Annotated in this window: 9 protein-coding genes; 6 read left to right on the top strand and 3 right to left on the bottom strand. The window is 44.4% G+C overall.

The window, feature by feature from the left end; genetic code table 11:
- Positions 1–144 precede the first annotated feature (144 nt).
- Genes bcsG through bcsE form a run of 3 tightly spaced genes read right to left on the bottom strand, consistent with a single transcriptional unit; the run spans position 145 to position 3,526 of the window.
- Positions 145–1,770 (bottom strand): cellulose biosynthesis protein BcsG, encoded by a 1,626-nt coding sequence (gene bcsG / locus MTF70_RS18400; protein ID WP_025767002.1) that lies wholly within the window; start codon positions 1,768–1,770, stop codon positions 145–147.
- Positions 1,770–1,946 (bottom strand): hypothetical protein, encoded by a 177-nt coding sequence (locus tag MTF70_RS18395; protein ID WP_017819966.1) that lies wholly within the window; start codon positions 1,944–1,946, stop codon positions 1,770–1,772. The genes bcsG and MTF70_RS18395 overlap by 1 nt, the downstream gene beginning before the upstream one ends.
- Positions 1,943–3,526, bottom strand: a complete 1,584-nt coding sequence (gene bcsE / locus MTF70_RS18390) for a cellulose biosynthesis protein BcsE (protein ID WP_205460851.1) — start codon at positions 3,524–3,526, stop codon at positions 1,943–1,945. Before bcsE ends, MTF70_RS18395 begins: the two co-directional genes overlap by 4 nt.
- Positions 3,527–3,996: 470 nt before the next feature.
- On the opposite strand from bcsE, the gene MTF70_RS18385 reads away from it, so the two are divergent.
- From MTF70_RS18385 to MTF70_RS18360, 6 genes are read left to right on the top strand one after another with little or no spacing between them, the layout of a single operon-like run.
- Complete coding sequence (locus MTF70_RS18385; RefSeq protein WP_021034149.1) at positions 3,997–4,194, top strand: hypothetical protein; 198 nt, start codon at positions 3,997–3,999, stop codon at positions 4,192–4,194.
- Positions 4,191–4,970, top strand: coding sequence for a cellulose biosynthesis protein BcsQ (bcsQ, locus tag MTF70_RS18380; RefSeq protein WP_005382068.1), 780 nt, complete (start codon positions 4,191–4,193; stop codon positions 4,968–4,970). The genes MTF70_RS18385 and bcsQ overlap by 4 nt, the downstream gene beginning before the upstream one ends.
- A gap of 3 nt (positions 4,971–4,973) precedes the next feature.
- Positions 4,974–7,613, top strand: a complete 2,640-nt coding sequence (bcsA, locus tag MTF70_RS18375; RefSeq protein ID WP_205460852.1) for a UDP-forming cellulose synthase catalytic subunit — start codon at positions 4,974–4,976, stop codon at positions 7,611–7,613.
- Positions 7,603–9,888 (top strand): cellulose biosynthesis cyclic di-GMP-binding regulatory protein BcsB, encoded by a 2,286-nt coding sequence (gene bcsB / locus MTF70_RS18370; protein ID WP_132936490.1) that lies wholly within the window; start codon positions 7,603–7,605, stop codon positions 9,886–9,888. Before bcsA ends, bcsB begins: the two co-directional genes overlap by 11 nt.
- Complete coding sequence (gene bcsZ, locus MTF70_RS18365) at positions 9,888–10,994, top strand: cellulose synthase complex periplasmic endoglucanase BcsZ (RefSeq protein WP_132936491.1); 1,107 nt, start codon at positions 9,888–9,890, stop codon at positions 10,992–10,994. The genes bcsB and bcsZ overlap by 1 nt, the downstream gene beginning before the upstream one ends.
- Positions 10,985–14,749 (top strand): cellulose synthase subunit BcsC-related outer membrane protein, encoded by a 3,765-nt coding sequence (locus MTF70_RS18360; protein ID WP_205460853.1) that lies wholly within the window; start codon positions 10,985–10,987, stop codon positions 14,747–14,749. Before bcsZ ends, MTF70_RS18360 begins: the two co-directional genes overlap by 10 nt.
- Positions 14,750–14,755 lie beyond the last annotated feature (6 nt).

The raw sequence follows: 14,755 nt of genomic DNA, 5'->3' as shown, positions 1-14,755 counted from the left end.
CCTTAAGTGCATAATATTCGATCCATTTTTACCTATTTATAGACAATAGACAATTGAAGTTCTGAGACCTTTGAGAGGTTATTGGTTTTTTATATGACAAAGGCCGGAAACACCGGCCTTTGTCATTGCATGGTTTTACTCTCGCTATTTTGCGGGGTATTCAATCCAACTTGAACCATCAAGAGAAACATAATATTTCCCTTGTACTTCAATCACAGTAGAGCCTGAGTTCTGCGCGACAACTCGTGTTTCTGGTAGGTTCTCTGTCAATATTGAAGGGCTAAACGTCTTACTTTGATAAATGTTTTTATCCAGGATATTCGAAACGAGCTGCGACAATGCCAGATAGCTAGATGGCTCGCTTACGTGTTCGGTGTCGCCCTGACGCTGAATTCCTTCTCCGAAGATTTTAATTCCTACCGGTGTATGAATGATTGTCGGTGCAGGAATTTCTCGCATACCCGAAATTTGCATGCGGTCTCCTCGCATTCCACCACCATGTTCTGGTACCAAAGCGACAACGATGTTGCGTTTTGAGGACTCTAAGGTTTTAAAGAACGCGTGGAGATCATCAAGCAAATTCTTAAGGCGCATTTTGTAGCTAGCAATAGATGTGCTTGAATTCGCATTGATGATCCTGTTGCCATCATGTAGTGAAATTGAGTTGTAGAGTGCCACGACTTTGTCGTCACTACTGTTAAGTCTTTGCTGCCACCAGTTATCCAATACTTGCTTATCGCGGAAGATCGAAGAGCCATCAAAAGATTTTTGGTAAGGAGTTAAGTCTTCTTGAGACATAAGAGCCGCTTGTAAGTCGCCGTCTTTTTTGATCAATTCAAGGAAGCTATCAAAGACACCATTGTGGTTCATCAGTAAATTTTCTGTGAAGCCTAGCTCTTTCAAACTTTCGAACAAGTAGCACTGCTTTGATGGTGCTGGCTGGAACAGTTGACTGTGTTCCTGTTGACCACAATTGGCTCGTAACAGACGAATGACCGCAGGCCCGCTGTATGACGTTGCAGAGCTAAAGTTGTCGAACATGATGTCAAATTCTTTGAATAGAGGATGATCGGCCAGTCCTGCAATTTCGATGTCATCCCACGCGACCGAGCAAATACTCAAGAACAACAAATCGAAAGGAGCATCCATTGCGCTGTTGGTATCGAATGCCACACGTCGAGAAGCTTCTTTAGAAAAGAAATCTGCAGTTAACGTGTTGAAACTGGCATCATTAATTTCCGTTATTTGAGGTTGTTTGCTAGCAGTAACCTCGGTTGTCGGCTGTTGTTGAGCTACTTCTGCAGCCACTGTTGTCTGAGGTTCAGTCGTCATAGGAATACTTATATAGACCATCGCAATAACCACAAAGACTGAAACTCTAACGAACTTGCTCAAAATAAAGTACGCACCACACAAAGCGAGCAATCCGAGTATTGCTTGGAATGATAAAAATCGTCCCAAAAGCTCGACCAGATAACTCAATTCAAACTGCATTAACTGTCCCGCTTGAGCCCAAAGACGGTCTAGAGGAGGTAGGTAAGAATCGTAATGCAAGAGCCACGCTGCGGCGACAAATACAACGATATGACGTACCGCATTTAGGCTTTTCATCGAGATAGGAAGCAGGATGAAGATCAACAGCGCAAAGTTTTCTATTGGATGGAAATCGATGATTCCTTGAAAATAGAGCGCTGTTTTTGCGATAAAGTAAATATTCCACCAGCCCAATCCTATAGTAGAGGGGGTAGAGTCATGAGAATGCGATATCATTACTTAAGCTTCTTAGTATTAGTGGCTGATGTATCTAGCTCAAAATAGCGCGAGCGTTTTAAGTGCTTGTGGTAAAAGCGTCGGGTAGCGTTTACTAGGTCACGGATAAAGTATCCTAGGAGTAGGCCAATACCTGAGCTGATAATCACGGTCAGTAAAAAATCGTTAATATTCATGAACGCTCCTTGAGCTCGATGGTTTTTTTCACAGCAAACAAAGGAGGAACATCAGTAATGGAGTTAGTGGCGGTATGGAATATTTTCCTCTCTGTCGCCAGAGCTGAAACGTCGTCGGATATGACGGCTTCATCTTGAACGATGAATTTTAACTCTGTTTCGATATCTAATTGAGTATCAAACGTGTGAGTTGAATGAAATAAGTCTCTCACTGGGAACTCAAATATATTGTTGAGTGCAATATCAATATCGCTATGTCGAATAGCACTGAACAAGACATATAGAGCTTTGTTGCAGGCTGTCACAACGTCGCCATCTCTTCGAATATGGCAAAGACGTAAACATTCCTCTGCCGTCATACCTGGTAATAAGTTCAGCTTGATAAGCGCAAAGTTCACATTTGAGTGTGTTGAGTGGGAAATGACGTCAATACAGTATTGGCTAAAGTCCTGGTTTTGTAAGTAGCCTTTGCTACCAAACTTAAGGTCATACTTTAAGAGCGCCTCTAAACTGTCAGGAATTGGGCGTGTAAGCATCTGGCCTTGAATTGCTTCAACCTGAGTCATAAAGCGCATTGGGGGGATTTGCGCGTGAGAAATGAAGTTTGCCCCCGAGCGAAGTAAGAACTTTTCATCTGCATATCTCAGACATTGTTGGGTCTCCCTGACAATAATCTTTAGCTGACGGCCATACGCGGACCTTAAACGGTAGCAATCTAACGCGATCTGTTGAACTTCGCTTTGGTTATCACAGCTGAAAACAATAGTTGAAGAGCGAGGGTTGTCTAGCATCGCTATGAGTCCTTGATTGCTCTCTGCCACACGCATCCCTTTTGGGGCTTTCACGCTTTCTCTGAAAGCTCTTCTGCTGACATAGATTCTATCGCTATCCGATTTGTCTTCTGGCATGACATGAGATTGATGCGTTTCGTAAGACGTTGCTTTTAGTGTTTTATCTTTAGTTTTAGTGAGAATGTATTCGTGTTGGGTAATTACACCGTGTTTATTGGACCAAAAATCCACAAGATAGCAGTAGCGAGCGTCATCTAATGATGTCATGGTCGCCAAACCTGCAATGTGTCTATTATGAGAAATAAGAATGGGCTTTAATAGTGAAGTCGTCAGATGCCCATATATACAAACACTAATAGTGATTTTTTTATTATTTGCCAGCTCATTTAAGCTTTGTATAAAGACACTTATAAAATCATCATTAGTTGATGATAGTAGCGAGTCTGGAACAACTAATAGACATGTAGAAAACTTCTTTATGTTCGTTTGGTGAATGTCTTTAGCAAGATTTATAGCTTTGGGTGTTTTTTTTGTGAATTTATGACTAAGAAAAAAACACTGTTCAAGGTGGGTTTTAGATAAGTCATTGAATTTCATTAAGGCTTCATCATTCAATGTGGACAAAAAAGTTTCTTTGTCTGTAAAGCTTGTAAGTGAAGTGTTGTCATTTTCCGGTAGTGTACTGAACAAATAATCAATAAGCATCTGTTTATGAGTAAATAAGTTTACATAAACAGAGTTTATCTCTCGTTCGTTTTTAATAGCAGATGATTCAGAGAGTGATGACATAAAGAGCCTTAAATCAATAACTTAATGTGTTTTGTGAAGCTCACAATCCGTTGTATGCTAATCGTTACAATTTTGATTTTCTTAGTGACAAGAAAATGACGCTAAGATATTAAACGAAATTGATCAGAAATTAAAATAGTTATAGCATGTGCTTCACATGATGTTTATGAGTTTAAAATCAATAGTCTCTAAGTCTATGATTCTCATTTAAAATATTTAAATTTCTTATGTGTATTAAATGGATGGTAACAATTCATTATTGTAATCCTTTTTTCTGAAGTTAAATATTATTTAGGCCTTTGTTATTTATATGGGCTATAAATAAACTTATTCACATTCATCATCGTTCTATAAATATGAGACGCATAGGTCGATGCGTCAATTTTTTAACAATGGAATTTATACTGAAAATGATAGTGGCGGGATTGCTGTTATCTCAGTTTAAGCTCCGTTACATTGTGAAAAATTCTATGACTGAGTCTGCAAAAGATATTAATTCGATCTACTCTTCTTATAACTTAACTCAATACACGTATATTGAAACAACAGAAAACGAGTCTTACGTACAAGTTAAAAATAAGTGGCAAGTCTTCAAAGCCAACGGTGCTCGTAATGTTCTATCTTTGGTACGTAATACGCAGAAAAATTCAGAAACGGAAGCGATATGAAGCGCCTTCTATTTGTTAGTTTAAAAGGCGGCTGTGGCTCAACGACCGTCGCTGCGAATTTGGCACAAGCGTTAGTTAAGATAAATAAACAGGTACTGGCCATTGAGGTGGTGCCTAATAGTTTACTGCAAGCTCATCTTGGCTTGCCGAGGGAAGAGCAAGGAGGCTGGGCGAAACAACTTCTTTTAGATAAGCCTTGGACCCAGGCTGGTTATGAAAGCCCACAAGGTGCACTTTTTTTACCGTTTGGCCATCTGAATTCTGAGCAGTTAAAAGCGTTTTTTAATGAGCGTTCTCACTATCTATCAATGCTAGGTGAAATGACGTTGCAAGTGAGCGAAAACCGTGGTGAGCAGTGGCTGCTTTTTCACGCCGACTTAGCAGAGCTTACTGATCCTGAAGTGCGATCTTTTGTCGACTCAATGGATATGATTGTGGTGGTGGTAACGGCAGACGCCCTGAGTTATCTCACTCTTCAATCTTGGCTACAACATGAAGAGCTATCGAGATTGCTTCGCTCTGATAAATTACGTTTTTTGGTGAATAAATATCAGCCAGAAACCGAAATTGGTCGTGATTTCATGTTGGTGCTGAAAAAGGAACTTAGCGAATCCTTGATTCCTGTTTCGATTCATCGAGATACGGCATTGCTTGAATGTGTGGCAAACCTGACGACCGTTCAACACTATTCGCCATCGAGCCAAGCCGCAAAAGATTTTCAGTCTTTTGCTTTTTGGTGTGTATCAGCGTTATCAAGCGCTCAGGACCAAAGCTAATTTATGCGAAGTCTTAATCTGATTTTCCAACGTTGGGTAGTGGACCAATTCAGACTGCAGAAGAACGCTTACGAGCAAGCCTGGAATTGTAAAACAAACTGGGTTGGTGAGTGTGCTTTGTCTTTTTGGTTTTCATTGAGTTTTGTATTTTTAAAGCCGGTTATTTCGGGTGTTCCCTCATGGAAACTGCCTTTGGTTTACTATCCAAACGTTAATTTTGCTGCGCCAAGATGGTTTGATCCTGTACGTTTTATTATCCAAAGCGTGTGGTTGCTTTGCTTCAGGCAAAACGTAAATGTAAATACAGCATGGTCCAAAAAAACCAGCAGCTTAGCGATGACTTTAGCCGAGCAAATTCGCAATGCGTTCTACTTGCCATTTGAATTGGTTGCAAAAGGCGTCCGCTGGTTAGAACAGACAGCGAACAACATCAAAGATCCACAAGTTCGAGAGCGTATTAAAGCAAGTAAGTCAGCGATGGCGTTGAACTACACCTTGTTGTTTTTCGTGGTGTTAATCGCTTTGCTTTGTTTTACGGTGCCATTTGGTTATCAGGCTCAGACTGTCTTTGTGCTGTTACTCTGGGCATTAGCGATGATGGTCCGTCGCATGCCGGGTCGTTTTCCTACCATGCTTTTGATCATCTTGTCGGTTACGGCCTCATGTCGATACTTGTGGTGGCGTTATTCGTCTACCCTGAACTGGGACGATCCTGTTGCTTTGTTTCTAGGGGGCGTTTTACTTCTAGCTGAGACGTATTCTTGGATTGTGCTGATGCTTGGCTATTTCCAAAATATCTGGCCATTGAATCGCAAACCAGTATCGATGCCACCGGATCAGTCAACTTGGCCAACCATTGACTTGATGATCCCTACTTACAACGAAGATCTCGATGTTGTGAAAGCGACGGTTTATGCCTCGTTAGGTGTCGATTGGCCGAAAGACAAACTTAACATCCACATTCTGGATGACGGCAAGCGTGATAGCTTCCGAGATTTCGCCAAAAGTGTAGGGGTGAACTACATCCGCCGCCCAACGAATGAACATGCGAAAGCCGGTAACATTAACTATGCGTTGAAGCAGACCAGCGGTGAGTTTGTTGCGATTTTTGACTGTGACCATATTCCTACACGAGCATTTTTTCAGCTCACAATGGGGATGTTCCTGAAAGATCCAAAGTTGGCGCTTATTCAGACGCCGCACCATTTTTTCTCACCGGATCCTTTTGAGCGTAACTTATCGAACTTTCGTAACGTGCCAAACGAAGGCAACTTGTTTTACGGCCTGATTCAAGATGGTAACGACTTATGGGATGCGACTTTCTTCTGTGGCTCGTGCGCTATTTTACGTCGAGAGCCTTTAGAGGAAGTCGGTGGTATTGCAGTCGAAACCGTGACGGAAGATGCGCACACGTCTCTGCGCATGCACCGTTTAGGCTATCGTTCTGCATATCTTAAGCAGCCGATTTCTGCTGGTTTGGCGACAGAAACATTGTCTGCACACGTTGGGCAACGCATTCGTTGGGCTCGCGGGATGGCGCAGATATTTAGGGTCGATAATCCATTGACTGGAAAGGGGCTTAAGCTCTCTCAACGGCTTTGTTACGTCAATGCCATGCTGCACTTTCTATCTGGTATCCCGAGGATTGTATTCCTGATCGCACCCTTGGCTTATTTGTTGCTGCATTCCTACGTGATTTATGCGCCAGCGCTGGCGATCATTTTGTACGTATTACCCCACATGATTCACGCCAGCATGACCAACTCTCGTATGCAGGGTGACTACCGTTATTCGTTTTGGGGTGAGGTATACGAAACCGTGCTTGCTTGGTATATCGCAAGGCCAACAACGGTGGCTTTGTTTGCGCCCCATAAAGGGACATTCAACGTAACGGCAAAAGGCGGTTTGGTTGAAAAGTCTCACTACGATTGGGTGATCTCTCGACCATATTTGGTTTTGGTTGCACTCAACATTTTGGGCTTCGCTGTAGGGATTTACCGAATGGGGTGGGGGCCTCAAAATGAAATCGGTACAGTTATCGTGAATCTCGTATGGACGATGTACAACCTGTTGATTTTAGGTGCTGCCGTTGCGGTTGCAGTAGAAGCTAAACAAGTGCGAAAAGATCACCGAGTAGAGGTGGCGATTCCTGTCGCGGTTAGGCTTAATTCTGGGCATTTAATACAAGCGCAGATGAAGGATTTCTCTTTGGGGGGCGTGCGCATAGAAATTGACGGGGTCGATGAACCAACCTGTGCTTACTTACTCGGTCAAACCTTAGAAGTGATCCTCAATCGAGGTGGCCAAGAATTCGTGTTCCCTATGACGGTTGCCTATGCTCATAAGGGGATATTTGGTTTACAACTCAACGAATTGTCTCATCAACAACAAATCCAATACGTCCAATGTACATTTGCACGTGCAGATACATGGGCGAAATGGCAACAAGGTTATCAATCAGATAAACCTCTATCGAGTATGCAGGCTGTACTGCAAGTCGGCTTTAATGGATACAAACGCTTGCTGCAACATTGTCCTAAGTTTGTTCAGGTCAGTGTGGATGCACTTTTATTTTGTATCGAATTTATTTGGTCACTAAGACCTCGTTATGTCCCAATCAGGACCTCAAGTCATGCTAAATAATAAAAAACTAACAGCGTTGACAACGGCTATCACTCTCATGTGTATGTCGTGCAGTCTCGCGGCACAAGAAGTAAGTCAGCAACAAGCAACGCCTTTGGCACAGCAAGATGCTGAAGATTCGACCGTGTTTAAGCGCGTCATCCCATTTAGTCAATTAGGTTACAGTGGTTCAATTGCTATCCAAGGTAGTGAGGCCAGTGCTTATATTGGTTTCGGTTCGCGACTCGATGAGGTGGTATCTAAAGCAACGTTGCACTTTGATATCACACCTTCGCCAGCGTTGCTCTCTTTGGTTTCTCACGTCAAAGTGTATTTGAACAACGAACTTATGGGAGTAGCGTCAATCGTCGATGGCCAGCAAGGCAAAAAGTTGAGCTTATCTATGCCGCTGGACACTCGTTACTTTAGTAATTACAACCAAATTCGCTTTGAGTTAATAGGGAATACTCAGAAAGACTGTGCTAACCCCAATGACTCGAGCATTTGGGCTGAGATTAGCCAAAGTAGTCGAATTGAGATGCTTGCTCAAAAGACAGTGCTGGAAAGTGACTTGAGTTTGTTACCGGCTCCTTTTTTTGATGTCCGTGATTTCAGCCAGTTAAATCTGCCTGTCGTGATGGGTAGCAAATACGATTTAGATGATGTCAAGGCTGCCGGTGTCTTGAGCTCTTACTTTGGTGCTCTTGCGGGTTGGCGTGGTGCTCAATTCCCTTTTAGTGTCGACACGTTACCTAAGCGCAACGCCATTGTCTTTGTTACCAATGACAACAAACCTGAGTTTCTGAGAGATTTTCCAGACACGGATGGCCCTCGTCTTCAAGTCATCACTCATCCAACAGACCCGTACGTGAAGCTTCTTCTAGTGATAGGCCGTGACAGTAAGGATCTTAACATTGCGGTGCAAGGTTTGGCGTTGGGAAACCAACTTCTTACTGGACCAATCGCGAAGATTAATGAAGTCAAACAAATCAAACCACGAGTCCCGTACGATGCGCCAAACTGGGTGAGTACGGCTCGTCCTGTTGCATTGTCTGAGTTAGTCGAACAAAAAAGCATGCTGCAAGTGGAAGGCCGAACGCCTCCACCAATCAACGTAAGTTTGCGTTTACCACCCGATCTCTTTACTTGGCAAAGCCGTGGTATACCGATGGATCTTAACTATCGTTATTCACCGCCTGCTGCGGATCATTCCGGCTCTCGTCTGACTTTGAGTATTAATGACCAATTCATTGAGGCGTTCAACCTAACCACAAAAGGTCAAGGTGGAGAATCTAACCGTATACGTGTTCCTTTGTTAGATGATGGCATTCTAAGTGGTGATACGTTTGTTCGCATTCCGGCTTTTAAGGTGGGTAGTCAAAACCGAATCGAGTTTGAGTTTGGTTTTGCGTCGGTGACTGATGGGCAATGTCAGGTGACGCAGCCAAGTAAGCAATACGCGGTCATTGATGGTGACTCTACGGTTGATTTTAGTGGTTTCCCTCACTACATCGAAATGCCAAATATGCGCGCTTTTGCTACTTCTGGCTTCCCTTACACACGCATGGCCGATTTGTCAGAAACTGCGATTGTTGTTCCAGAGAGAGCTCCAAAAGAAGTGTTGCAGACCTTCTTAAACGTCATGGGCTCGTTAGGAAGTGATTCTGGGTACCCAGGTATTCAGGTGCTTTTGACAGATAAATGGAATGCTGAGCAACTAAAAAATAAAGACATCCTGACGATTGGTGTTGTGGATGCACTAGAACAAGCCGCTAATAACCCTGACCAAGTTAACTTAGTGGTTAAAGAAGGTCAGAGACAAATTCGCCTGCCAAGCAAAAATGAAAAGCAGCTCGGAATGAACTGGATGAGTCCAAGTGATGCTCGTCAAGTGGCCGCGGATTATGTTTCTGTTGAGGCAGAAGGCTCTTTTGCTGCTATTTATGGTGCAGAATCGCCATTTACGAAAAAACGCAGCGTCATTTCTATTATGGCGGCTCACCCGTCAGATTTTGCGTCGGTTGATCGCGCGTTGGCTGACTCCGGTAAAGTGGAGCGCATGTTTGGCTCGGTAGTGACGTTGAGAAATAACGAAGTAGCAAGCTACAACGTGGGTTCGCACTACTATGTCGGTAAGCTTCCTGTGTGGCAGCTCGTTTGGTATCACTTCTCTAATCACCCAGTCATCGTTGCGTGCTTTGCCGCCTTGCTAGTGGTGATCGTAACCATTGTGCTTTGGCGCGTATTACGTCAAGTGGCGTCTAGACGTTTAGAAAAAACTGAGGAAGAGGAATAATGAAAAAACTCATCTCGTTCCTTATGTTGTTCGTGTCTCCTTACTTGTGGGCTAACACCTGCGAGTGGCCACAATGGGAAACATTTAAGTCGGTATACATGGAGCAAGGCCGAGTCGTTGATGGCAGTGACGAGCGTATGATTACAACCTCGGAAGGCCAATCTTACGCATTGTTTTTTGCCTTGGTTGCCAATGACCCTAAAACCTTCGATCAGGTTTTAAAATGGACTCAATCACATTTAGCTGATGGGGACTTGACGGCAAGGCTTCCCGCTTGGTTGTGGGGAAGAAAAGAAAATGGTCAGTTCGGAGTGTTGGATTCTAACCCAGCGTCAGATTCTGATTTGTGGATAGCTTACTCCCTTGTTGAGGCGGGGAGATTATGGAATAACTACTACTATCAGACCCTTGGACATCTGATCGCGAGTCGTATTTTACGTGAAGAAACCATCAACATAGCGGGAGTTGGAACGGTATTGTTGCCAGCTCCAACGGGCTTTGATGCCGACGGCCAGTACCGTGTGAATCCGAGTTATGTTCCGTTACAACTGATTGCTCGTATGCAGTCGCTGTACCCGCAATACAACTGGGATTCAATGTACAAGGCAAGTGTTCACATGCTAGAGAAAACGATGCCAGCTGGCTTTAGCCCAGACTGGGCAGCATTGAGAAATGGTCGTTATAGCTCAGATGTGGTTACAGGGCCGATGGGCAGTTACAACGCGATCCGCACTTATCTTTGGGCGGGTATGCTAAATGACCAAGTTTCAGAAAAAGCAGTATTAGTACAAAAAATGCAGCCGTTTGTCGCGGCAACCAAAGCCCTTGGTGCGCCAGCGAGAGAAGTAAATACTGAAACGGGTAAATATACCCAAGCAGGAAGCGCAGGTTTTTCTGCTGCGGCTCTTCCGTTACTCGCGGCTTCTGGTGAATCTACGCTGTTGGAGACGCAGTTTCGTCGTGCTCAAAATGAACTTGTGGTGGACAAAAACGATCATTATTACGACAACGTATTAAGTCTATTTGGGCTTGGTTGGCATGAAGAACGTTACCGTTTTGGTGTGCAAGGTGAATTGCTTCCTGTATGGAGCGAGAGATGTCAGTAACAGGACGCGTGTTATGGTGGATTCCACTGGTTGCTTTGGCGGCTGGTGGCGTCGGCACTGTGCATGCAGAAAGCTTTAGCTCAAAACCTCTGACAAAGTCGCAGCTCGCACAGGTCTACAAGCCTATCGAGCTGGTTCAATTTTCCACATCATTAGCACGAGTTGACTCGGTTGAGTGGTTGGTTGAGCAGCTAAAACTGGCGGATGCGATTGGCCGAGATGATATTGTCGAGAGTACTCTGGAGAGGCTGTTCGCGATTGAAGAAAGCAATCCAACGGGGCTTTTCTATCAAGCGAATATGTATCTGAAACGTAAGCAGCCAGAATTAGCAAAACCGGTATTTGAGCGCTTAATCAGACAGGCGCCTCATTCGACTCAAGCGAAAAACTTGTCATCGATTATGGCTATTCAGGGAGAGAAAAGAGCGGATTATCAGCGCGCTCAGTTGCTTGCAAAATCTGGTCGTTACGATGAAGCGATTCAAGCTTACAAAGCCCTTTTCCCAAATGGAATGCCATCACCAGCGTTACAACTGGAATTCCTACAGTTGCAAAGTAATTTGCCAGGCAGTTGGAGCTCGGTAAAACAGGGACTGGAACGTTTAAATGCAAATTATCCTAGTGTTCCGTCTTTTCAACTCGCGTTAGCCAACCACATTCGCAAAGAGAATCCTGCTGATCCATGGATTCTCGATACCTATAAAAAGTTAGCGCTTGCTCCTTCGGTTGGAACAAATGCGGCAACGTCGTGGTTGCGTGCATTGGATCAATTGCCTATTTCAGATCAAGTTGTTCAGCAATATGCCATCTTAGCTAGCTACTACCCGTCTGACATGGAGATACAAAGAGCGAATCAAAGCGCGAAAGATCGCTGGAAAAAGGAAAAGGAACTACGCAAAGACCCCACTTATCTCGCCAAGCTCAAAGGGTTAGCGTTGCTCGAGGAAGATAAAACCGGCCAAGCAGAAGCTCAGCTGCGTTATGCGTTGACGACTCGTCCGCAAGATCCTGAATTGCTTGGTGCTATGGGTAAGGTTTATCTACGTAGAGGGCAGCAACAAAAAGCGCTCGGATACTTTAAACAGGCTCAGCACTTAGATCATAATCCTGACTCGGCCTCAAAATGGGCAGCGCTAATCGAGACTTCTCAATATTGGGCGTATCTTGATCAAGGTGATGCCTTGGTCGAAAAAGGCCAGTTTAAGCAAGCAGAAAGCGCTTATCAAAAAGCGATTCAAGTAGATAAATCCCAACCTTATGCTTATTCATCATTAGGCTCTTTGTATCTGGTACAAGAAAATTATGCCGCGGCAGAGAAGGTTTTCAAACAAGCTTTGCAACTGGATAGCAGCAATAGCTCTGCATTGCGTGGTCGCTTAGATGTTCGTATTCAGCAGCAAGATTGGTCTGGCGCGGAAGCACTCGCGCGCAGTTACTCAGCCCCACAGCAGGAAGTGGTCGCTGAAAAAATAGCGAGCATCAAGTCGGAAGTTATTTTGACTCGTCTGCGGATCGCAATCGCTCAAAATGATCAGGCAACGATGAAAGCGTCCGTAGAGGAATTGATTGCGCTACAGCCAACCTCCCCATGGTTAAGGCTTGATATTGCTGACGTGGTTCATTCAATGGGCGACAAAGTACGCGCGGATACGCTGATGTCCGATTGGGCTACATCTAGTAATGACCCTGAAATGAAATTTGCTTACGCGCTTTATCTCGCGCAGGACTTCAACGTGAATGAGGCCATCGCTGAGCTAGAGAGTATCGCACAACATGACATGACAGACGCAATGCAGCGCAATTTAACCCGCTTGAAGCTTGATGCTCAGTTGAGAGACATTCAAACGCGTTACTTAGCTTCTCCCGAATCAGTAATGGCGATATTACGTGCGCTAGAGTCGGATTATCAAGGTCAAATTCAACCGCTCGCTCGTCTAGTGAGTGCGTGGTTAGACATTGATGAAGTTAAGGAAGCTGAGAGGATTTTCCAAAACATTTCGCTTTCAGAAGATTGGTCAACCGATGACAAACTGGCTTACGGCAGCATGATGGTAAGCTTGAATCACTTTGAAGATTTTGATCGTTGGTACGCGGACTTAGCATTAAATTCCGCAACACAAGATTTAAGTGCTTCGGAAGTATTACAGCTTGATGAACTCAAAACCCGTCGACTGTTGAGTCAAGCGGATCTGATGCTGGTTAATCAACAGCCTAAGCTTGCGTTGGATTTGTATGAACAAGTTTCTTTAAAGCCTGAGCCATTTAAAACTCAAGCAGAAATTGGCATGTTGCAAGCCAGTGCTTTGACTGGAGATGAAGCGACGTATCACGACATGCACCTCATTTTGAATAAAAAGCGCGATAGCTTAACTGCGGCACAGTTGATGACAGTGGTCGCGGTGTTTAATCAACAAGGCTATCGGAATGACGCTAATGCGCTAAATCAGTTGTTGGATGCGATGCCTGATGCTGATGCATTAGCGTTTCGCAATAGCATGTCTATAGCAATGATAAATCAACAGTGGGCCTTAGCTGAAACACGCGCCTATCAAGCCTTAAATCGTGACCGAATGGATAAAAATCGTGAACCTGAAGAGGCGAAAAAAGAACCCCTAAGCTTACGCGAGCTATATGATACTGCTGACGACTACTGGTTGACTCGTAACGTCAAATCGGACATCGATAAACTGCATGATCGGAGTGATGGGCATGTCATGATTGGCTGGGATTACAGTGCACGAGATGGCCGTAATACTTCGAATCAAGTGCCCATAGAAGCCCGAATCCCGATAGAGAGCTGGGATGGACACCTGTTGCTAAAAGCTGATTATGTTTCTATCGATTCAGGTCAGTTGGACTATTATGAAAAAACCACCGATTCTGACAGCACTTCGTTCCAAAATGACGCATCAGGTATGGCATTTGGAGTGGGCTGGCAGGCTGAAGATTGGTTGGTCGATATCGGCACGACACCAATTGGTTTCGACCATACCACATGGGTTGGTGGTGTGCGCATCAATGGGGACCTGGGTGAGTTCGGTTGGACGGCAGAAGCTTCGCGTCGCCCAGAGACCAGTAGCGCGCTTTCTTATGCTGGAATGTCTGTCCCTAGCGGCACGACTGACCCTCAAGGGACTAAATGGGGCGGAGTTGCTCGTACAGGTGTGAAGTTGAGCTCAAGCTGGGACATTGGTGGCCCTTACGGTTTTTGGAGTAGCTTGCAGTATCATGTTTTGACTGGTGAAAAGGTTGAGGACAACACTCGTTTAGGCGTGCTAGGTGGAGCGTACTACAAGTTAATTGCAACGGATGACCAGCGTTTAAGTATAGGTACGAACTCAATGTACCTTGATTACGACAAAAATCTGGGTGAGTACACGCTAGGTCACGGTGGCTACTACAGTCCGCAAAGTTACTTCTCGGTGTCTTTACCTATCAACTTTTATGGCCGATACAACAGTTCTTGGTCATATCAATTGAGTGCATCCGTCTCTAACTCTTGGACTAAGGAAGACGCGCCATACTTATCGACAGTAGCGGAGTCAGACAAAGGTGGTGGTTTTGGTACGTCGTTGCAAGCGGCGGTGGAAAAGCGAGTCAGCAAACGTTGGTATCTTGGTGCGTTAGTCGATGTACAACGTTCTGAGTTTTATACACCAAACCATTTCATGCTTTATGCCAAGTACACCTTTAATGATCGTTGGCAACCAATAGAGTATCCGCCAGCAGCACCAACGTTGTATAGCGACTTCTAACAAAAA

The organism is Vibrio sp. 2CM40D (assembly GCF_023161825.1).
Lineage (GTDB): Bacteria > Pseudomonadota > Gammaproteobacteria > Enterobacterales > Vibrionaceae > Vibrio > Vibrio alginolyticus.
The sequence above is the reverse complement of the archived record's forward strand: the minus strand, read 5'-3'. Positions and strand labels throughout refer to the sequence as shown.